General features: G+C 41.7%; 21 protein-coding genes and 1 pseudogene. 8 read left to right on the plus strand and 14 right to left on the minus strand.

Annotated features, from left to right (window positions below):
• Nucleotides 1–197 precede the first annotated feature (197 nt).
• Together tpiA and folP are read left to right on the plus strand one after the other, a co-directional pair.
• Complete coding sequence (tpiA, locus tag QI031_RS22565) at nt 198–923, plus strand: triose-phosphate isomerase (protein ID WP_281486101.1); 726 nt, start codon at nt 198–200, stop codon at nt 921–923.
• Between the two features lie 421 nt (nt 924–1,344).
• Complete coding sequence (gene folP, locus QI031_RS22570) at nt 1,345–2,202, plus strand: dihydropteroate synthase (RefSeq protein WP_281481853.1); 858 nt, start codon at nt 1,345–1,347, stop codon at nt 2,200–2,202.
• Nucleotides 2,203–2,370: 168 nt separating this feature from the next.
• On the opposite strand, the gene QI031_RS22575 is transcribed toward folP, so the two are convergent.
• The 10 genes from QI031_RS22575 to QI031_RS22620 all read right to left on the minus strand — a co-directional run bounded on the left by QI031_RS22575 (nt 2,371) and on the right by QI031_RS22620 (nt 11,711).
• Nucleotides 2,371–3,213: an SPFH domain-containing protein gene (locus QI031_RS22575; protein ID WP_281481854.1), complete on the minus strand. Its 843-nt coding sequence runs from the start codon at nt 3,211–3,213 to the stop codon at nt 2,371–2,373.
• Between the two features lie 543 nt (nt 3,214–3,756).
• Nucleotides 3,757–4,704, minus strand: a complete 948-nt coding sequence (locus tag QI031_RS22580) for a F0F1 ATP synthase subunit gamma (RefSeq protein WP_281481855.1) — start codon at nt 4,702–4,704, stop codon at nt 3,757–3,759.
• A 192-nt stretch (nt 4,705–4,896) separates the two neighbouring features.
• Nucleotides 4,897–6,417, minus strand: coding sequence for a F0F1 ATP synthase subunit alpha (atpA, locus tag QI031_RS22585; RefSeq protein WP_281481856.1), 1,521 nt, complete (start codon nt 6,415–6,417; stop codon nt 4,897–4,899).
• A 112-nt stretch (nt 6,418–6,529) separates the two neighbouring features.
• Nucleotides 6,530–7,081, minus strand: a complete 552-nt coding sequence (gene atpH, locus QI031_RS22590) for an ATP synthase F1 subunit delta (protein ID WP_281481857.1) — start codon at nt 7,079–7,081, stop codon at nt 6,530–6,532.
• Complete coding sequence (locus tag QI031_RS22595) at nt 7,081–7,638, minus strand: F0F1 ATP synthase subunit B (RefSeq protein WP_281481858.1); 558 nt, start codon at nt 7,636–7,638, stop codon at nt 7,081–7,083. The genes atpH and QI031_RS22595 overlap by 1 nt, the downstream gene beginning before the upstream one ends.
• A 164-nt stretch (nt 7,639–7,802) precedes the next feature.
• On the minus strand, nt 7,803–8,234 hold the full coding sequence (locus tag QI031_RS22600) for a F0F1 ATP synthase subunit B' (protein WP_281481859.1): 432 nt from the start codon (nt 8,232–8,234) through the stop codon (nt 7,803–7,805).
• A 178-nt stretch (nt 8,235–8,412) separates the two neighbouring features.
• The gene (atpE, locus tag QI031_RS22605) at nt 8,413–8,658 is read right to left on the minus strand and encodes an ATP synthase F0 subunit C (protein ID WP_008233924.1); all 246 of its coding nucleotides are present in this window, start codon (nt 8,656–8,658) and stop codon (nt 8,413–8,415) included.
• A gap of 133 nt (nt 8,659–8,791) precedes the next feature.
• Nucleotides 8,792–9,553 (minus strand): F0F1 ATP synthase subunit A, encoded by a 762-nt coding sequence (gene atpB, locus QI031_RS22610; protein WP_281481860.1) that lies wholly within the window; start codon nt 9,551–9,553, stop codon nt 8,792–8,794.
• Between the two features lie 61 nt (nt 9,554–9,614).
• A complete protein-coding gene (locus QI031_RS22615; protein WP_281481861.1) occupies nt 9,615–10,058 on the minus strand; it encodes an ATP synthase subunit I in 444 nt (147 codons plus the stop codon).
• 474 nt (nt 10,059–10,532) lie between these two features.
• Entirely contained in the window at nt 10,533–11,711 is a 1,179-nt protein-coding gene (locus tag QI031_RS22620) for a class I SAM-dependent methyltransferase (protein WP_281481862.1), read from the minus strand.
• 222 nt (nt 11,712–11,933) lie between these two features.
• Between QI031_RS22620 and QI031_RS22625 the strand changes: the two genes are divergently transcribed.
• A complete protein-coding gene (locus QI031_RS22625) occupies nt 11,934–12,110 on the plus strand; it encodes a barstar family protein (protein WP_281486102.1) in 177 nt (58 codons plus the stop codon).
• A gap of 305 nt (nt 12,111–12,415) precedes the next feature.
• Here QI031_RS22625 and QI031_RS22630 read toward each other — a convergent pair whose 3' ends face one another.
• The 4 genes from QI031_RS22630 to QI031_RS22645 all read right to left on the minus strand — a co-directional run bounded on the left by QI031_RS22630 (nt 12,416) and on the right by QI031_RS22645 (nt 14,060).
• A complete protein-coding gene (locus QI031_RS22630; protein ID WP_281481863.1) occupies nt 12,416–12,745 on the minus strand; it encodes a XisI protein in 330 nt (109 codons plus the stop codon).
• A complete protein-coding gene (locus tag QI031_RS22635; protein ID WP_281481864.1) occupies nt 12,733–13,149 on the minus strand; it encodes a XisH family protein in 417 nt (138 codons plus the stop codon). The genes QI031_RS22630 and QI031_RS22635 overlap by 13 nt, the downstream gene beginning before the upstream one ends.
• Nucleotides 13,150–13,449: 300 nt before the next feature.
• Complete coding sequence (locus QI031_RS31640) at nt 13,450–13,662, minus strand: hypothetical protein (RefSeq protein ID WP_343217819.1); 213 nt, start codon at nt 13,660–13,662, stop codon at nt 13,450–13,452.
• Between the two features lie 38 nt (nt 13,663–13,700).
• The gene (locus QI031_RS22645) at nt 13,701–14,060 is read right to left on the minus strand and encodes a hypothetical protein (protein ID WP_281481865.1); all 360 of its coding nucleotides are present in this window, start codon (nt 14,058–14,060) and stop codon (nt 13,701–13,703) included.
• A gap of 462 nt (nt 14,061–14,522) precedes the next feature.
• Here QI031_RS22645 and QI031_RS22650 point away from each other — a divergent pair.
• The 5 genes and pseudogenes from QI031_RS22650 to QI031_RS22670 all read left to right on the plus strand — a co-directional run.
• Nucleotides 14,523–17,780 (plus strand): annotated as a pseudogene (locus QI031_RS22650) (phycobilisome rod-core linker polypeptide); the annotation flags it as partial.
• Nucleotides 17,781–18,178: 398 nt separating this feature from the next.
• Nucleotides 18,179–18,664 carry an allophycocyanin subunit alpha gene (apcA, locus tag QI031_RS22655; RefSeq protein ID WP_281481866.1) on the plus strand — a complete coding sequence of 162 codons (486 nt, stop codon included), beginning with the start codon at nt 18,179–18,181 and terminating at the stop codon, nt 18,662–18,664.
• A gap of 66 nt (nt 18,665–18,730) precedes the next feature.
• Complete coding sequence (apcB, locus tag QI031_RS22660) at nt 18,731–19,216, plus strand: allophycocyanin subunit beta (RefSeq protein ID WP_281481867.1); 486 nt, start codon at nt 18,731–18,733, stop codon at nt 19,214–19,216.
• Between the two features lie 241 nt (nt 19,217–19,457).
• Nucleotides 19,458–19,664: a phycobilisome linker polypeptide gene (locus QI031_RS22665; protein WP_281481868.1), complete on the plus strand. Its 207-nt coding sequence runs from the start codon at nt 19,458–19,460 to the stop codon at nt 19,662–19,664.
• Nucleotides 19,665–20,008: 344 nt separating this feature from the next.
• Complete coding sequence (locus tag QI031_RS22670; protein ID WP_281481869.1) at nt 20,009–21,412, plus strand: DUF2079 domain-containing protein; 1,404 nt, start codon at nt 20,009–20,011, stop codon at nt 21,410–21,412.
• The last annotated feature ends 127 nt before the right edge of the window (nt 21,413–21,539 follow it).

Consider the following 21,539-nt stretch of genomic DNA (forward strand, 5'->3'; position numbering starts at 1 on the left):
AGCAGAGGGGCAGGGGGCAGGGAGAAAAGGAGAAAGAAAGATTATGAACAAATTCAAGACATTCTTCATTCCCCTCTGCACCCCGCACCCCGCCCCTCTGCCTCTTTCCCATGCCCAGTCCCATTGATCAATGACTAGCAAAAAGTCATAAACTGAAAAATGCATCTAGTAGCGTTAAGAATTTGACTAAATCACCTGTGCGGAAAATCGTTATTGCCGGTAACTGGAAAATGTTCAAAACCCAGGCAGAAACTCAGGAGTTTCTACGAGGATTTCTGCCCCACTTACAAGAAACGCCCCAAGGGCGAGAAGTGTTATTGTGTCCTCCTTTCACTGATCTAAATCTTTTATCGAAGAGTTTGCACGGAAGCCTCATACAATTAGGGGCACAAAATATCCATTGGGAAGAAAATGGAGCCTACACAGGTGAAATTTCTGGCCCTATGCTCACAGAAAGTGGTGTACGTTATGTAATTGTTGGTCATAGTGAACGACGACAATACTTTGGAGACACAGACGCTACTGTCAATCTGCGCCTAAAGGCTGCTCAAAAGTATGGTCTGACTCCGATTTTATGTGTTGGCGAAACTAAGCAACAACGAGATGCTGGAGAAACTGAATCACTGATTATTAATCAGTTGGATAAAGGCTTGATCGATGTTGATCAGGATAATCTAGTTATTGCCTACGAACCCATTTGGGCGATTGGTACTGGTGACACTTGCGAAGCCAAAGAGGCAAATCGAGTCATTGGTCTGATTCGTAGTCAGTTGAGTAATCCTCATGTTTCAATTCAATACGGTGGTTCAGTGAAGCCCAACAATATTGATGAAATCATGGCTCAGCCTGAAATTGATGGCGCTCTTGTGGGAGGAGCAAGTCTAGAACCTGAAAGTTTTGCTCGGATTGTCAACTATAAATAAAATCGGGCATAGGAAAGAAGGGGTAAGGGGGATACTTCGACTTCCTTCGGCTTCGCCCTTCGGCTACGCTCAGGCTAAACTCAGTACAAAACGCTCAGTAACCAGGGGAAGGGTTAAAGAATTGGTTTTTTCATCCTTTACCCTTTCTTTAATCTTTTCCTCTCTTGCTGCCCCCCTGCCTACTGGATTGTCAACCCAAAAATGACGGGTGGAGGCAAGTAGGGGAGGCAGTGCGGTCTTGGGGGTTCCCCCCAGGAGCAACTGCCGTGAAGCAGAGGAAGCAGAGGAAGCAGGGGGAGAAAAGAACTGGACTTTTTTCCCATTAACCCAGCAAAGTTGACTTGCCAGAGTACTACACAGCGATGGGATATTTTTTTAATTGGAAGTCTCTAAGCGGAGTTTAGCAACTAAAAGCTGCCGTATGTCAAGCAAGCTAATAATTCGCGATCGCTGTTTCAATTGGGGACAGCGTACTTATATTATGGGTGTTTTGAATGTCACACCTGATAGTTTTAGCGATGGCGGTGAATTTAATCATATTTCTGGGGCTTTAGCTCAAGCACAAGCAATGGTAGCAGCGGGCGCTGACATTATTGATGTCGGTGGTCAATCAACTCGGCCAGGAGCAGAACAAATAACTCTTGCAGAAGAACTAAATCGAGTATTAACGGTGTTGCGTGTATTGCGAGAAAAAATTTCAGTACCCATTTCTGTGGATACAACTAGGGCAACTGTCGCCAAAGCTGCTGTAGAAGTTGGAGCAGATATGATCAATGATATTTCTGGTGGCACATTTGACTCAGATATGTTGCCAACAGTAGTCAGTTTAGATGTGCCGATAGTGTTGATGCATATTCGCGGAACACCGCAGACAATGCAACAAATGACTAATTATCAAGATGTGATGCAGGAGATTATAAGTTTTTTAACTCAACAAATTGCGATCGCTACTGCTACAGGTATTAATCAAAATAAAATTATTATTGATCCTGGTATTGGCTTTGCCAAGAACTATGAGCAAAATTTAGAAATTTTCCGCCGCCTATCTGCATTGAAATCATTAAATTGCCCTATTTTGGTAGGAGCATCTCGTAAAAGTTTCATTGGTCGCATTTTAAATCAACCAGAGCCAAAAGCCCGAGTCTGGGGAACGGCAGCAGCATGTTGTGCTGCTATTTTTAATGGCGCGGATATACTACGCGTACATGATGTTAAAGAAATACGCGAGGTATCGCTAGTTGCAGATGCGCTATTTCGACAGTCTCCACAATCAAATTGAAAATTTAGTTTTAACTAAATTATCCAATCTATTCAAATCCTATTTTTCTTACTCCCTCTGCTTTGGTTGATGAATCTCGACTTTGCGGCAGTTGAGCGCAGTCGAAACTCGACTGTCGCGTAGTCGAAACACTGTTTTCCTACTTCCGCAATTTTTAGTTGCAAGTCCCTAAAGGGAATTTTTCTCAGACCCATTATTGTTACCTTCATGAGTTCCTGTCTCTCCAATCATTTGATCTAATGCTCCCTCTGTTAATGACGGGTTGAGAAATACAATTTTAGCATTGGTACTTGCACCCAGTTTTTGGCTAACTTCTACCTGTTCTTGAGCCACAAGATATCTCAAAATTTCTTTTGTTTCCGCTTTAGAACTCATCGCTTCAGAAAGTATCTGGATTGATTCTTTGGTGGCTTGCGCTCTTTTAATTGCAGCTTGCCTTTCTCCTTCTGCTGTGCTAATCGTTGCTTGTTTTCTAATTTCAGCAGCTTGCTGTTCTGCCATCGACTTCTGTACGCTTTCAGGTGGTGTAATGCTCTGAATATCCACTCGCAAAATTCTCACTCCCCATTCTGCACTGATTTCGTTCAAAATTTGCAACAGGGATTGGTTCATTTCATTTCTAGAGGAAATGGTTTCCGAGAGAGTTCTATCGGCAATGTAGGCACGAAGTTCAACTGTTGACAAGTTAGCCAGCGCAAGTTGAATATCCTCAATCTTATAAAAAGTTCTCTCCATATTGGTAATTTGCCAAGAGACAACGCCATCAACTTCCAGGTAGACGTTATCTCTGGTAATCACTTTCTGAGGCTTAATGTCTAAAATCTGCTCTCGTGTAGTATCTTCCATAACGATGGTATCAACTAAGGGAACGATGAAGTTGAGACCTGGCGTTAGTTTGCGATGATATCGCCCTAAACGTTCAACCAAAGCTTCGTTGCCTTCATTAATAACTTTTGCAGATCCTAAGGCATAGCCCATGAGTGCTAAGACAATCGCAATAAGTGGTTCCATAGATGCTCCTATTTAGTTAGCTTTTCAAGGAATTTTAGTTTAAAGGACATAATACTAATTTGTCTTACTTTTGAGTCTAATGTCTTGAAACTGTAATTTTACGAACATAGTAGCAATGCCTTATGAATAATTGCCATGTATCTTGATATATGGTTAAATCTTAAATTAGATATTTTTGTATATTTTGTTACTAATACTTAAAAACCACGCCAAAAAGAGGCATGGTTTTTCATTGTGAATTTGAAGTTATGGGCGATCGCTATTAAAATCTCAACATTCAAACTTATAAAAAACTTCACGCTACTTGCGGGATGAAGTTTTCTAGCATAGAACACTTGTACTGAGTTTAGCCTGAGCGCAGCCTCTCGTAGAGAAGGGCGTAGCCGAAGTATGGGGAAGAAGTAATCAGTTATCAGTGATAACTGATTTAACCACCTATGAAGGGATGGAGTTTCCCGCCGCTTTCAATGAAAAGTAACTGAATACATCGTATACCTGTTAAAATTCATGTGTGCGCTAATCACCAATTACCCACTACCAATTTTAAGTTAACGCTTCTGCACCACCTACAACTTCTAAAAGTTCTTGGGTAATTGCAGCTTGCCGAGCTTTGTTGTAAGACAGCGTCAGGGTGTTAATCAACTCACCAGCATTTTCAGTCGCATTACTCATGGCTGTCATTCGTGCTGCTAGTTCACTCGCAGCCGATTCTTGCAATGCCCGTAAGAGTTGGTTACTCAAATATAGGGGTAACAGAGAATCGAGAATCTGCACTGGATCTTGCTCGAAAATCATGTCACGGGGTAAAGGGCGGAATTGGCTAGTTACTTTTTGCCGTTCCACTTCAAATTGACCACCACGGGTTGTCAGACGGAAGATTTCGTCATCTGCGGCTTCTAATCCTTGAGGATCGAGGGGTAGCAAAGTTTGCACTACAGGACGAGAGCTAACCAAGGAGACGAATCGGGTGTAAACTAACTCGATCCGGTCTACTTTTTCTGAAAGGAATAAAGAAAGTAGTTGATCGGCAATTTTACTCGCTTCGGCGGCAGTAGGGATTTGCTCTAACCCTGTGTAAGTAGCATCAATAGGCTGATCGCGGCGTTGAAAGTATTGTGTAGCTTTGCGCCCTACAAGCACAAATGTATAATCTACACCTTCTGCCTTAAGTTCCTTGGTGCGGTTTTCGGCACGACGGATGACGTTACTGTTATAGCCACCACACAAGCCCCGATCGCCAGAAACAACCAATAGCCCTACAGACTTAACTTGCCGTTTTTTCAACAGTGGTAGGTTGGCTTCTTCAAACCGCAGCCGGGTTTGTAAACCATACAAAACTTGTGCCAAGCGATCGGCAAAGGGGCGAGTTGCTAATACTTGTTCTTGGGCGCGACGCACTCTAGCCGCAGCTACTAAGCGCATTGCTTCTGTAATTTTTTTGGTGTTTTTGACCGACTGAATGCGATCGCGTATTGCTTTAAGATTGGGCATATTCTTTAATGGATTGTCAGTTGTTAGTTGTCAGTTGTGAGCCAGTATGGTCTTGGGGAGGCAGTCCGTTGGGCGGGTTCCCCGACTTGTAGGAACTGCCGTGGTTTCCCCCATGAGTAACTGGCGACCCCGTAAGGGCCAGTTGTCAGTTGTCTTTTGCTACTGACCACTGACTACTGACTAATGACTAAATTACGCTGCGGCTTTGAAGGTCTTCTTGTACTCGGTGAGCGCTTCTTTTAAGGCTGTTTCTTCGTCATCACCTAGTACTTTCTTTGTTTGTACTGCTTCGGTGTACTGAGGTTTACCAGTCTTTAAGTACTCACGTAGACCTTTAGTAAAGTTAGTTACTTGGTCTACAGGAACATCATCTAAGTAACCGTTAATACCAGCGTAGAGAATTGCCACTTGCTCGTATACCGAAAGTGGAGCATTTTGTGGTTGTTTGAGCAATTCCCGTAACCGTTGACCCCGTGCCAACTGATCTTGGGTAGCTTTATCTAAGTCAGAAGCAAATTGTGCGAAGGCTTGCAGGTCATCAAATTGTGCTAGTTCCAACTTAATCTTACCGGCAACTTTTTTCATTGCCTTGGTTTGAGCCGCAGAACCTACGCGGGATACGGAAATACCGGGGTTTACAGCTGGACGGATACCAGCGTTAAATAAGTCAGAAGATAAGAAGATCTGACCGTCGGTAATGGAAATTACGTTGGTGGGGATGTAGGCAGAAACGTCACCTGCTTGGGTTTCGATAATTGGTAGGGCTGTCATGCTACCTTTACCCAATTCGTCGCTTAATTTAGCTGCTCTTTCTAATAAGCGAGAGTGGATGTAGAATACATCTCCGGGGTAAGCTTCCCGTCCGGGTGGACGACGTAGCAGCAAGGACATTTGGCGATAAGCTTGAGCTTGCTTGGAGAGATCATCGTAAATCACCAAGGTTGCTTTGCCATTGTACATAAAGTACTCAGCAAGAGTTGCCCCGGTGTAAGGAGCTAGATATTGTAGAGTTGCTGGGTCACTGGCACTAGCGGCAACGACAATGGTGTAATCCATTGCGCCTTTTTCTTGTAGTGTTTGTACGACGTTAGCAACGGTAGAAGCTTTTTGACCAACGGCTACGTAAACACAGACTACATCTTCTGATTTTTGGTTAATGATTGTGTCAATTGCGATCGCAGTTTTTCCGGTTTGGCGATCGCCAATAATTAATTCCCGCTGACCACGACCAATGGGAATCATGGAGTCAATAGCTGTGATACCCGTTTGCATCGGTTCGTGTACAGACCGACGAGCAATAATACCGGGGGCTGGAGATTCAATCAAACGGCTGTCTGATGTTTTGATATCTCCTTTGCCATCGATGGGACGACCCAAAGCATCGACAACTCTGCCAATTAAAGCTTCCCCGACTGGTACTTGGGCAATTCTACCTGTGGCGGTAACGGAGCTACCTTCTTGAATTTCTAAACCTTCACCCATTAATACCGCGCCCACGTTGTCTTCTTCTAAGTTCTGGGCGATGCCGACTGTGCCGTCTTCAAATTCCAACAGTTCCCCAGCCATAGCCTTTTCTAGACCATAAATCCGGGCAATACCGTCACCGACTTGCAGGACAGTACCAACGTTAGCAACTTTGACTTCTTGGTCGTATTGCTCGATTTGCTGTTGAATAATGTTACTAATTTCGTCAGGTCTAATTGAAATGCTCATGTGTCTATTTTTTTGCTTTTGAGACAAAAGGGTGCAATAGTTAATAGTTAAGAATTAAAAGTCAAAGTAAATTAATTTCTACTGAAACTTTTAACTGCTAACTTGAGATTTTCTAGCTGCTTAAACGCAAAGAAAGACGGCGTAATTGACCCCGTAAACTGGCATCAATTACCTGCGAACCTACTTTGATAATCACCCCACCAATTAACTCGCGGTCTACCTTGGTTTCTAGTTCTACCTGGCGAGCATTGGTAATCGCAATTACTTTTTGTTCAATTGCCTGTTGCTGCTCTGGTGATAAAGGAACAGCAGATGTAACTTCCGCTAAGACGGTTTTATTTAACTGCCGCAATAACGCCAAATATTGCTGTAAAATCGGTTCTAAGAACGCAATGCGTCGTTTGTCTACTAACAGCAACAAAAAATTACGTAAGTAGGAGTTAGCGCTTTCACCCATGATTTGGCTAATAACTCCTTTTTTATTCTCAGGCTGAATAAAGGGGTTATCAATGAAGTTTTGCAGCTGCTCCGAATTTTTTAATAAATTCAATAAAGAGCGTGCATCTTCGCCAAATTCTTCTGTCAGGTTTTTTGATTGCGCTATCGACATCAACGCCTGTGCGTAAGGTTGGGCAACTTCAACTGTTTCTACACTACTTTTCATCAGCTTACTTCCACCTGGGCGATACTGCGGTCAATGATCGATTGCTGAACATCGTCAGCAATTCCAGCCCGCAGTTGTGATTCGACTTTTTGCAATGCCATTGCAGCTACCCGTTGTCGCAACTCGGCAAGCGCTCGGTCTCTTTCGGTGTTTAAGTCGGCTGCTGCTGTTTGTTTCAAGCGTTCTACGTCTTGGGCTGCCCGTGCTAACATCGCTTCTTTAGAAGCTTGGGCGTTTTCTTGTGCCGCTTGGCGGATGCGTTGCGCCTCAGCCTGAGACTGGGTTAACTGCTCTTGTGCTTGAGAAAGAGCAGCCTGTGCCTCTTTTAAACGCCCTTCCGCTTCTTGAATTGCGGTGGCAATATTAGAACGTCGCTCGCTCAATATATTGCTTAAAACTTTACGTCCGAAGTAAAATAATATGCCAATCAGAAGCGCTAGGTTAATCAGATTGGTTTCAAAAATATCTAAATTTAGACCGAAACCACCTTCTGCCATTTCCGAGTGAACAGCGTTAGCTTCTGCGGCAAGTAATAAGAATGTGCCCATGATACCCATTTACAAGTGCGCTGCTCGCTTGCTAATACATTGTATTTTTCCCAGGAAAAATTATATTGTCTTTTCCTGAAGGGAAAAAAGTGCCTTTTTTTGACACTTAATTAAGCGCTCTGGGACTCATGCCCAGTTGCGCGTATGCTTTCAAGGGAACTAGTTTTGTCAGACTATCTTACAAAACTTGGCCCCAATAATTTTTCTAGAATCTGCCTACTGAGAGCATCAACTTGTTGCTCTAAAGAGCGCATAGCTTCCTGCTTTTGTTGCTCTATTTCCACAGCAGCTTGTTCTCGTTGAGCTTGAGCTTCTTTTTGGGCTTCAGCAATTTTCAAAGCAGTAATTTCCTTAGCTTCAGCTTGAGCTGCTTCTACAGTAGCTTGTGACTGTCTGCGAGCATCTGCTAACTGCTGCTCATATTCTTGAGCTAAACGTTCAGCTTTTGCCAAGCGTTCCCGTGATTCAAGGGTATTCGTTCGGATATAATTATCGCGATCGTCTAGTACCTTGGTCAGTGGCTTATAGAAAATTACATTTAACAAAGCTGCTAATAGCAGAAATTGCAATGCCATGAACGGCAAGGTAGCATCGAAATCAAACATTTCTCTCCTCTTTGGCTGGAGTAGCAGTTTTCATGGCTAGCAAAATCATCCAACCTTTCATATTTTAGAGACCCATAGCCAACAAGGGTCAACCAACATTACAAGATTAAATACCCAAAATACTTTGATTGTAGAGGCGTGAATCATCACGTCTCTACTTCACAAAAACTTTCAGGTATTACGAGAAGGGGTTAGCAAACAGTAATACCAGGGCAATCACTAGACCATAGATAGTCAGGGATTCCATGAAAGCCAAGGTTAATAGCAAAGTACCCCGAATTTTGCCTTCTGCTTCGGGTTGACGAGCAATACCTTCTACTGCTTGACCTGCGGCATTTCCTTGACCAATACCAGGGCCGATTGCAGCTAAACCAATTGCTAGAGCAGCAGCCAGAACTGAAGCAGCAGAAACTAATGGATCCATGTTGATTTTCCTTGCTTTGATTACAGAACTTACAAAAGTATGTTGACTAGTAAAGACGTGTTGTTCACGCTGCACCGAGTTCTTTGTTTTGAGCCAATATGCTCGTTGGAACTGTGCTATCTACTGAGAAGCTTTAATGCTCCTCATGCTCTTCTCCACCATGTCCCTCCATTGCCTCATGAATGTAAGCTCCGGCTAGGGTGGCAAAAACCAAGGCTTGAATAGCACTGGTAAACAAACCCAAAGCCATTACAGGCAGAGGTATAAATAAAGGAACAAGTAGAACCAGCACCGCTACTACCAACTCATCCGCTAATATATTGCCAAATAAACGGAAACTGAGGGAGAGGGGCTTAGTAAAATCTTCTAGAATAGCGATCGGCAAAAGAACGGGTGTTGGTTCTATATATTTCTTGAAGTAACCTAAACCTCGCTTGCTAAAACCTGCGTAAAAGTACGCTAAAGAAGTCAGCAATGCCAATGCTACGGTCGTATTGATATCATTAGTAGGAGCCGCCAATTCACCTGATGGCAGATGGATTAACTTCCAGGGAATAAGCGCGCCTGACCAGTTCGATACGAAGATAAACAAGAACAGTGTGCCAATAAATGGCACCCAGGGGCGGTACTCTTTCTCACCCAGTTGGCTTTTTGCCAAATCTCGAATAAATTCTAGGGCATATTCCATCAAATTTTGGATGCCGCTGGGAATCCTTTGGATGTTGCGAGTCGCAGCTAGTGAAGCTACTACTAGAATGCTAATCACAAACCACGAGGTGAGAAAAACCTGCCCATGAATTTTAAGATTGCCCAACTGCCAGTAGAAATGGTGACCTACTTCTAATTCGGCGAGGGGAAAAGAATTAAAGGCGTTTAAGACACTAAGCATTTGCATTCTTCAAGCATTTTCCCCAACTAGCGAGGATGGGAGTATTGTCTGTAGTGAGCCTGACTTGTTACGAATCAGGAATGAACGCAATTTGCAACATGTAGACGAGGAGTGTAGCTTTGTAAGTTAGAAATCCCAAAAATATGGGCAAAATCTGTAGCTCGTGCCATCGAGATGCTAATACAATCAACCCAATCAGCAAAGCAAAACGGTTTTTGCTCAGACGGTTTTTCTCATTACTGAGTCGCTCAACGTCTTTAGCCAGCATTCTTAAGTAAACCACACCTGCACACGCCCCAATTAAATAATTCAGGGCAATGTTTAGAGAGTAATAAATCCACACAGAGATAAAAATAATCCCCGTTAAGACAAGTGTGATTTTTAACAACTTCTGGTAGAGTTGATAAAACTCTTCCATAGAATTTGTTGGTTCTGTATTTTCAGAGCCAGATTGATCATCTTGTCTTGTTGTCGGCGTGGAAGTAGAAATTGATTCGTCTGACAAGCTCACGGGACTTGAAACCAGTACAGCTAACTATAATGACTGCACATTCAGTCAGCTGAATCATATCACGATCCGGTAACAATACTTTAGAAAAAAACAATTAACTTCTTGCCAGGGCTGAGAGACTAGGGGCTAGAGTGTACCTCATGCAGTTGAGAACTGCCATAACAATCAATAATTTCAGTAAATCACTACCGTCCCAGGTAATTGTATGACCAGTATCTTGGAAAAAGTGGTGTTTGAAGAGTGTTCACACCATTACTAACTAACTTTTAGCGTATGTAACATTAAGTTTCAATAGCGATCGCAAGTTATTCTCTTAAAATTTATCTCAAATAGCTAGAAGCGATCGCCCAACATCAAAGTTCAGTAAGCCCTATCTAACCACAAAGGCGCTGAGAAAAAAAACAGATTTAATCACTCACCGTAATTCATAGTTGATACCTTCTTAATTACGAATTACGAATTACGAATTACGAATTATTTGGTTAGCATTAAAAGTTGCTGCTTGCAAAGCGATCGCACTTGCTCTAATCCCAACTCTACATCTGTTAATATCTCTGCCACTGTTAATTTACCATCACAAGCTTGCAAAAACTCAAACTCTTCTGTGGATAATTTGACAATTTGATAATCGTGGTTAAATATACATTGGCTAGGCCATCCATCCATGCAAGGATTCCGTTCGGGAATTGCCTTTAGTAAAACCTGATCGTTTGACCAATCGGTTTGCATTAAGGGAGGACGACCTAAGAAAAACTCGTAATGAGTTACTTCTGGGTCTAGTAATTCTATCAAGCGATAACGTTGGCAATCGCTCAAGTTCTTTGCCCGTTCTACTAATTCTGGTGCTTTACTCAACAGTCTTTCCAAGTCCCAAAAACTAGGATTGGAAAAGCCAATAAATTCCAAGCCTGAAGCATCAATTAATTCAAACAATGTCTCGACGTTGTAGTCAATTTCCTGGGGATGAACATACATATCCGCAAAGCATTCATCCCGTTGGTTTTCTAATGACCAACGTTGTTTTTCGTATTTGACAAGACGGTTACTTTCTGGTAAGGAAGCAAATACTTGTCGCCCGACTTGTACACCATCGCGGTAGTCGCCTTTTTTGTCACCTTGGAGAAGAGCGATCGCTTTTTGCATGAGTTGAATTTCCCAGCGCCCCAACTCTCCATAGACAAAAATATGCATCAAGCCACTTGGAGCTAGTTTTTTCGCCAAGGCTTGAATACCACGAATTGGATCAGGGGTATGATGCAAAACGCCAACACAGTTAATTAAATCAAACTCCCCTTGTATTTGTTCCACATCAAACAAACTGAGATGATGAAACTCAACGCGATCGGCTCTAGAACGCTGACAACGCTCTTTTGCTACTGCTAAAGCCCCAGCACTGAGGTCAATTCCCACTACAGCAGCTTGGGGATTGAGGTGTACCAAATATTCTGTGCCTACCCCAGTACCACAACCAGCATCTAAAATGCGGATGTCTTGCTTTTGGGGTTTTTGACCAGTGCAGAAGCTATAAGCGGCTAGCCAATTCCAGCGCCAGTTATAACCTGGAGGCGGTTCATTTAATAAAGGGTCTGGCGGAAAAGGATAGGTATTGTAGAGTTTGGCAACAGCAGCGCTTACAGCTTGGGAGTCGGACATGATAAGGAATAATGCGGTATTTCTGAGTCTAACGGATATTGGATGATTAAGGCAAAAATTACTATTGCTTATTTCCTGCTACTTATCCAACAGCAAAGTCAGTAAATTCGCGTTTATATAGTCATCTTTTGGTAGTTTGTATTTTTGGCGTATTTGGCTTGTGTTTTTTCTGGTAATATTAACGGCTTTCTGGGAGGGTTATAGGGATTTAGTTTTGAATGTATTACCGATTTAACATGGTGTCCGGCTGAGAGATATGTCATATTGTATGACCATGCTGATATCTTTGCTCAAGCTGAACCAACAGAGTACCAACTAGCATTGGATATTTTTAATTCAGCCAAAGAATACTGGGAAGCGAATAATATTACTTTGAAGTTTTTAGCTATAAACGAATAAATCAATCAATTTAGCATTGGGATAAATTAATATATAGTCCAATCTTCCAGCAGCAAATTAGGCACTTTCTCAAAATCCTTTCAGTTGTGCGTAACCAAAATACCATTCACTGAAAGCTAATTGCTGCAACTCGCAAATCTTGTATGCCAATGCGGATTCTTTAACGAATCAAGTCTTCATAATAATTAATAGCAGACTGGTCAAATCCTAGCGATCGCCACACTGGAAGTAAAGAAATTCGCTGCGACTGCTACAGAAACCTACACCAATTAAGGCAAAGGTTACTATTGCTTGTTTATTGCTATTTATCCAATAGCAAAATCGGTAAATTCGCGTTTATAAGGAGCATGAAATCCTAATACAATATCTTTTTTAGGTACACCAGCAGCGATTAATTCGTTAGCGATGCCGATTTCTGTGCCATCTCTTTGTATCCAAATTTTCTTGTCTTTAATATCAACATGAATTATGACTCCATAAATTCTCCGTTGTTCTTTCCAGCCAATATTTAAGACTTGATAATGATGGCGTTCTGTGTCAAATAACAACTGAACTTCTGTGCCATTAGCCACATCATTAGCGGAATGGTTACTTAAAATATTTTGAATGATTTGAGAGTAGTTTATTCCTTCCATAAAACAATGTCCTGATTTAAGGAATTAAATATTAAAAGTTTAATTTGATATTCTTTTAAAGAATCTTGAATAAATTGACGTGAAAAAAAGTCTTGGTATGTATCTTGGCTAATAGCTAGATATAAAATACGTTCTGGTTCTTCTTTTTTTAATGCTAGCCGATAATTCAGGGTTTGACCTAAAGCAAGATGAAATTCCGTTACTTCCGATGCACCTATAAATGATTTAATTTCTACGGCTATTTTTTGACCTTGTTTTTGTGCTGCTAATAGTCTTTCTGCTCCTAAATCCACAAAAAATTCAATGTCATCAACTTTTAGATGCAGCGGATCATGAGTAATCATCCAACCATCTTTTTCTAAAGCGGTGCGGACAGATTGATGGAATATATCTTTAGATGGCATAGGTATCGTCGAGTTTGCCAATAACAGCGCTAACGATTTGGGAATCTGACATGATGAGTAACGTTGCAGCAATTCTGAGTTTATCGAATGCTGGACACTTTAGTTCGTAATTCGTATCGTGTTTGCTTTTTAAGATATAGTCCAATCTTCCAACTGCAAATTAGGCACTTTATCAAAATCTTTCTGGTTGCGGGTTACTAAAATCCCATTTACAGACAGCGTAATTGCCGCAATTCGCAAATCTTGTGTGCCAACGCGAATTTTTTGCTTGACTAACTGAGCATAAATTTTGCCAGCATCCTAACTAAATGTCAGCACATTAAGATTATTTAAGTCCTCTAATGTATCTTTTAATCTGGCATAAGCAAAGACTAAATCATTTGATGAAGTAGCCCTATTAATAACATTGAGTCGTCCAATTAGTTGTTCTTTTGCTGTAATAATAGTAATGGCAATATTTTGAGGATTCAATTTATTTAATCGCTTGATGATAAATGGATTACCTCTTTGCATTAATGATAGGTGATCCGTATCTAGAATCCTTAAATCATTCAACTTTGAATTTGCCTCTCTTCATTCTCTGCATCCAATTCGCGCCGATATTCTTCTATATACTCTAGCATCTCATCGAATTGTGGATCATCTTTATATTTACCAGCTATTTTCAACCAAGGGTTCTCTACTTTGGGTGCTTCAATTTCTAAAGTCACAATCTTGGCTGTTTCTAATCGAGTTTGCAAACTTTGACTAAGTTTTTCTATCGCTTCCGTTTCCGTATTTCCTAAACCTTCACAGTTTGGTAAACCTAACAATGTAGCTTTAACTGTGCCATCTGGTTGATTTTCAACCAACACATCATAAGTTAACTTAGGTGCTGTTTTGCTAGGATAAGTTTTCACGGTTAAATTCATGATATTTTTATCCTTAAATTTTAATCTTGCTTGATTATAACTTTGCAGCAAAATAATTGAGCGAAGGTCGTATTGATGAGTTTGGCAATATTTAGGTATGGTCTTTGCCCAACTTAACAACGGTGTTGATATTTTGCTGTGAAAGTGCGTTATCAGGAGTGACAGTCGCAGACAGGGCAGTACTGAGTAAACAGTGTTACAAAACTTAGATTTTGTCTCAGCTAAACAGAAGTATGTAGTCTTCAGACTGGATGTATTTAGGCTCAAGGTTCTACACACTTCTTAATAAATCACCAGGAAAAACGCAAAACGTTCTAATCTAAAAGCTAACTGGGTTAATTTACTGGCAGTTTTGTAGGCAATACTCTTAAGCTCATAAAGCATAGACACACCAATGTGTCAAGCCTCAAAGCGACCCAGACTTAACACATAAATGATTATGATGGGAGTTTTACAAATCCGATGAGTGTTAAGGCGAGTGGAGGAAGCTCTGTTGCGCGTCCGCAACTATATCAAACCCTAGCTGTAGCTACAATTACCCAAGCGGAACAGCAAGACCGTTTTTTGGCAAACGGTGAATTAAATGAATTGGCAAGCTATTTTGCCTCTGGTGCAAAGCGTCTAGAAATTGCCCAGACCCTCACAGAAAATTCCGAGATTATTGTATCTAGGGCTGCTAATCGGATATTTGTCGGTGGTTCGCCAATGGCTTTTTTAGAAAAGCCCCAAGAAGCAGAATTGGCCATGGCCAGTGCTGGTAGTGGCGATGATGTTCAACAAGGAATGAGACTAGGAACCGTAACCTACGTTGAAAGCCGTGGTGGGTTTTTAGAAAATTTACGTTCAATTTTTAACTCATCTCCTAGCGGCCCGACACCTCCAGGCTTTAGACCAATTAATGTTGCCCGTTATGGCCCAAGTAACATGGCCAAGAGCTTACGGGATTTATCCTGGTTCTTGCGCTATGCAACTTATGCGATTGTTGCTGGAGACTCCAACATCATCGCAGTGAATACAAGAGGTCTGCGGGAAATCATTGAAAATGCTTGTTCTGGTGAAGCAACGCTGGTAGCTTTGCAAGAAATTAAAGCAGCTTCGCTTTCTTATTTCCGCAATGACACTCAAGCTACAGAAATTGTGGCTCAGTACATGGATGTCTTGCTGACTGAATTTGAAGCAGCTACACCTTCCAACAAACTACGCCAACGTCCCTCTAGTGACCAACAAGGGTTGGAACTGCCGCAAATTTACTTTAATGCGTCAGAACGGCGACCGAAGTTTGTGATGAAGCCTGGATTATCAACCAGCGAAAAAAATGAGGTAATCAAAGCAGCATATCGGCAAATCTTTGAGCGCGATATTAGCCGTGCTTACAGCTTATCGATATCTGACCTCGAATCTAAAGTCAAAAACGGCGACATCTCAATGAAAGAGTTTGTTCGTCGTTTAGCAAAATCTCCTCTTTACCAAAAACAGTTTTACCAGCCTTTTATTAACAGCCGAGTTATCGAATTAGCTTTTCGTCACATTTTGGGACGGGGACCAAGTAGCCGAGAAGAAGTACAAAAATACTTCTCGATTATTTCCAATGGTGGTATAGCAGCCTTAGTGGATGCTTTGGTCAATTCTGACGAATACGCCGATTACTTTGGTGAAGAAACAGTTCCGTATTTGCGGGGTCTGGGTCAAGAAGCCCAAGAATGTCGCAACTGGGGACCGCAGCAAGACCTGTTTAACTACAGTGCGCCTTTCCGCAAAATACCTCAGTTTATTACCACCTTTGCTGCTTACGAACAGCCACTACCAGACCAACATCCTTATGGTTCTGGTAATGACCCCTTGGAAATTCAATTTGGGGCAATTTTCCCGAAAGAAACCCGCAACCCCAGTAGCAGTCCAGCTCCTTTTGGCAAAGATACCAAGCGAATCTTGATTCACCAAGGACCGGGTATTAATAACCAAAATAGCAATCCTAAAGCACGGGGAGAGTTTCCTGGTTCTCTAGGACCAAAGGTGTTCCGTTTAGATCAACTTCCTGGTACTAGAGGTAAGAAGTCTCAAGCTGGAACCAATATTAAATTCTCCGAAAGCTCGACACAGGCTGTAATCAGGGCGACTTACTTACAAGTTTTTGGTCGCGAACTTTACGAAGGTCAGCGCCTGCAAGTGCAAGAAATTAAGCTAGAAAATGGCGAAATTTCGGTACGGGAGTTTGTTCGGGCTTTAGCTAAATCGGATGTCTTCCGTCAAATGTACTGGACATCGCTGTATGTTTGTAAAGCGATCGAGTACATTCACCGCCGCTTGTTAGGTCGTCCTACCTACGGTCGTCAAGAGAACAACAAGTATTTTGACATTGCCTCTAAGAAAGGCTTTTACGCGGTGGTTGATGCCATCATCGATAGCCTAGAGTACAGCGAAGCCTTTGGTGAAGATACAGTTCCTTACGAACGGTACTTAACTCCTGCGGGTGTTGGCTTGCGACAGTTACGGGTTGGTAGTATTCGTGAAGACGTTGGTGCAAAAGTTGAGAAAGAAGAAGCACTACGATTTGTGGAACTGGGTACAGTTACCCAAACACGGACAGAACCAGATATTCAGTTCCGCATCAACCAAGGTGTTAGTAAGCAGCGAGAACAAACCAAAGTCTTCAAGTTGGTAGCCAATACCAGCGACAAAGTTGCTGTGAAAATTGTGATTAATGCTGCTTACCGTCAGATTTTCGAGCGTGATGTTGCACCTTACATCATCAAAAATGAGTTTACGGTACTAGAAAGTAAATTGGGTAACGGTGAAATTACCGTTAAAGAATTTATCGAAGGTTTGGGTTACTCAAATCTCTACCTGAAAGAGTTCTACACACCCTATCCCAACACCAAGGTCATTGAGTTGGGAACAAAACACTTCCTAGGACGCGCGCCAATTGACCAAGCAGAAATCCGTAAATATAACCAAATTTTGGCAAGTCAAGGTATTCGTGCCTTTATTGGTACTCTGCTAAATAGTGCAGAATATCGCCAAGTATTTGGTGAAGATACGGTTCCTTATCGACGTTTCCCGACTTTACCAGCGGCTAACTTCCCGAATACGGAAAAGCTTTACAACCAACTAACCAAGCAAAATGATGATGTGGTTGTACCTAGCTTTGAGCCGGTAAAGTCTAGTTTCGATGGTGGAAATACGCTGACCGCAGATTTGGCAACACAAGACAATGGCAAGTTGTTGTCGATGGACTTGGGTCGTTCTTACAACAACGATCGCGGACAATCTGTGAAAGTGGGTGTAGATCGTCGCCAAGCAGCACGTATTTATCGCCTGAGTTTAGGTGCTAACAAGTCAGAAATCCAACAAGTACTTAATGCTGCTTACTGTCAAGTATTAGATGTATTTGGCGGTCAGGTTCCTGATGATTACCGCTGTGCCGAACTAGACAACAAACTGGAAAATGGAGACATTTCTGTACGGGAGTTTGTCCGTCAACTAGCTAGTTCGGAAACATATCGCCAACGGTTCTGTACGGCTTATCCCCAAGCCAAAGTGATTGAGTTCCTATTCCGTCACCTGTTAGGGCGTACACCAGCCACTCCAGGCGAAATTAGCCAGTATAGTCAGATGTTAAGCGATCGCAGTTTACCTAATGTTGTCGAAGCGATCATCAATAGCCCAGAGTACACCCGCTACTTTGGTTGTGATGTGGTTCCTTACCAGCGCATCCCATCTGATGCTGACTAGGAAGAATCTGAGTTTAGTTTGATTGTTTACGGCGATCGCTAAACATTAACTTAGCCAATAGTCAATAGTCTCAAACTACTGACTATTGGCTTTTGGCAACCTTTTGAGATGACAGTTTTGATTGTAAATTCTGAAAAAAAATATTACAAAATATTAAGAGCAGTCATAAATGCTCTACAGAATGCCGGAAAATGTTTTGCGGAAGGGAACTGAATTTGAAAGCTTGTTTACTTGTATTGACTTAAGTAGGCTGTTAACAAAATAGTCATAACAGTCATGCAACTGTAGTCTCTCAAAAAAGAGCATACAGAGCTACGCTCAACCAAATTACAGTCGCACCTGTTTAATCAAAATCCTGGTTTCATTAGTTTTGGAGGAATCCATTAATGAGTATCGTCACGAAGTCTATCGTGAATGCTGATGCAGAAGCCCGCTATCTTAGCCCTGGCGAACTGGATCGGATTAAAAGCTTTGTTTCAGGTGGTGAGCGTCGCCTCCGCATTGCTCAAATTTTGACCGAAAATCGCGAACGGATTGTTAAGCAAGCTGGCGACCAACTTTTCCAAAAGCGCCCTGATGTTGTCTCTCCTGGTGGCAATGCTTACGGTCAAGAAATGACAGCTACTTGTCTACGTGATCTAGATTATTACCTGCGTTTGATCACCTACGGAATCGTTTCTGGTGATGTTACCCCCATCGAAGAAATTGGTGTTGTGGGTGTTCGTGAAATGTACAAGTCCCTCGGCACTCCTATTGACGCTGTTGCTGGTGGTGTCACCGCGATGAAGAATGTTGCTGCCTCCCTATTGTCTGGTGAAGACAGTGGTGAAGCTGGCGCTTACTTCGACTATTTAGTCGGTGCGATGCAGTAGGCTCAAGTTGTTTCCCTGCTGAAACAGAAGTATTGCAATAAGGTTGGAAATAAGGAAATAACAACAATGCAAGACGCAATTACCGCTGTCATTAACTCTTCAGACGTTCAAGGCAAGTATTTAGATTCATCTGCCCTGTCAAAGCTCAAAGGCTACTTTGCAACTGGCGAACTACGCGTACGTGCTGCTAGCACAATCAGCGCTAACGCAGCTGCGATCGTCAAAGAAGCTGTAGCTAAATCTTTGTTGTACTCTGATATCACCCGCCCCGGTGGTAACATGTACACCACTCGCCGTTATGCTGCTTGCATCCGCGATTTGGACTACTATCTACGTTATGCTACCTATGCTATGTTAGCTGGCGATACTTCCATCCTGGATGAGCGTGTACTAAATGGCTTAAAGGAAACCTACAATTCCTTGGGTGTTCCTGTTGGTGCTACCGTACAAGCGATCCAATCAATCAAAGAAGTAACAGCCAGCTTGGTAGGCCCTGATGCCGGTAAAGAAATGGGTGTTTACTTAGACTATATCTCCTCTGGCTTAAGCTAAGAGTTCGTTTGCACTTACAAATATTAGGTGCGAATTTATTGAGGTCTGGAAATCAACTGTGAGTGCTAGAAAGTTTTGTCGCTTATCTTGTTAAATATTTCAGTGATGAGTGTTAGCTGTCTAGTATTGATACTTGATTTCCAGCCTTGGAGTGACTAATTTAAAAATTTGCATAAAATATACACTCCCATTTTTTTTGAAATAAAAAAGTTTTCACAATAACCACAGGAGATTTTAAGATATGGCGCGGTTGTTTAAAATTACTGCTTGCGTTCCTAGCCAAACTCGGATTCGCACTCAACGCGAACTGCAAAATACCTACTTCACCAAGCTGGTTCCTTACGATAGTTGGTTCCGTGAACAGCAACGGATTCAAAAAATGGGTGGCAAAATCGTTAAAGTGGAATTAGCAACTGGTAAACAAGGTACAAATGCAGGTTTGCTGTAATTGTTATATATAGACCGAAAATTATTTTAGGGAGTTACAAAGAGGTCAAGATAGACCTCTTTTTTGTTGACTGTTTTTGAAGTTAAAAGTCAAAAGTTAAAAATCAAAAAAATTTGTTGATTGATGCAAGAGGTCTATCTTTTCTCAAGACTATTGGTTCATCGCATAAAATTTGATTAGTTAACTCATTCTTAGCTTTTCTTCCTTTGCGTTCTCTGCGTCCTTTGCGGTACCCTGCGGAAGCCGCTAGCGCGTCTACGTTCTTCTAACCTTCAAAATTAATGGGACAGACCACTAGGTATGAGAAGATAATTAGAAATTAATCATAAATCTTGCAATTTAGTGTGAGAAAATTATTTTTCCAGCTTGGTGCTGTTTTCTGGATGATTAGCATCAGCGTTTTAATCTTGTTTGGATGCAGTAGTTTAAGACATACCTTGTTTCAGTCGGGAGTTTTCGATCTGGGAATATACGATCAGGTCGTTTACTTAATGAGTCAAGGACAACCGCCAATCTCTTCTTTTTTAGGCTTTCATCATTTGGGCAACCATGCAGCCTGGGCTGTTTATCCGTTGGCTTTACTGTACAAAATTTACCCCAGCCCTTATTGGTTATTAGCTGTGCAAGCAGTAGCATTGGCTTTAGGTGCTTTGCCTACTTGGTATCTTGCCCGTCAAGCAGGGTTAAAGGAAAACCAAGCAGTCACAATGTCAGCAGTTTACCTACTGTATCCCTTAATTTTTAATGTCAATTTATTTGAATTTCACCCGGAAGTGATGGCTGTCCCAGTATTGCTGGGGGTAGTTTTAGCAGCACGAGTAGGTAAATTAGGGTGGTTTTGTTTAGGCACTATTTTTATTTTGGGATGTAAAGCCGTTTTATCTCTGACAGTAGCGGCTATGGGCTTTTGGCTGCTGGTGTTTGAAAAGCGGCGCGTGTATGGTGCGATCGCCTTAATTGCTGGTATTATTTGGTTTTTAATTGCTAGTCAGATAATTATTCCCCTGTTTAGTAATGATGAAGTAGCAGCAGTATCACGTTACAGCTATCTAGGCGATTCAGTTTTAGAAATTGCCAAAAATTTATTGCTAAAACCCCAGTTGGTATTGAGTAGGATATTTTCGCTAGATACTTTAGGATATTTGGCGTTATTAATTGCACCTCTGGTTTGGGGATTGACACCAAGACAGCTAACTCCTTTAGTAAGTGCGATCCCCGCTTTAGCGTTGAATATTCTTTCTGACAAACAGGCACAAAGAGATTTAATTCATCAATATTCTTTACCAATTTTGCCTTTTTTGATTTTAGCTGTCATTGCCAGCCTGAGTGCTGGTAAAGGATGGTTTAAAAATAGACGCACAATTATTTTATGGGCTTTGCTGGCTTTTATAGTGTTAGGAAAATATAGCTATTTTTGGTCACGCTACTTAAGATCGATAGATACTTGGCAAGCAACACGGCAAGCGATCGCTCAAATTCATACCAAAGGCGCTGTTTTAACTACTCATAGTATTGCCCCACATTTAACCCACCGCCCTTTTATTCAATTTACAGACGATTTGAGTGGTTCACCACCTGACTTCAAACAATTTGAGTACATTTTATTAAATGTCCGTCATCCAGATGGTACTCATAATCCTGAATTTGCTAAAAAGTTAGTTAATCAATTGAAAAATAATGATTATTTTCAAATAACATATCAACATGATGATGTCTATTTATTTGTGAATAATTCTTCAATCAAGTAACATATTTTATACTTTATATCTCTATCTTGAATAGTCCTAAACTTTTTGTAAAAAACTCTATTTTTTCTTTCTCTGTGTTCTCTGTCTTGAAAAGTTTGTTACGGAGGAGCCAGTGCGGTCTTGGGGG

The sequence above is a fragment of the Halotia branconii CENA392 genome, from assembly GCF_029953635.1.
Taxonomy (GTDB): Bacteria; Cyanobacteriota; Cyanobacteriia; order Cyanobacteriales; family Nostocaceae; genus Halotia; species Halotia branconii.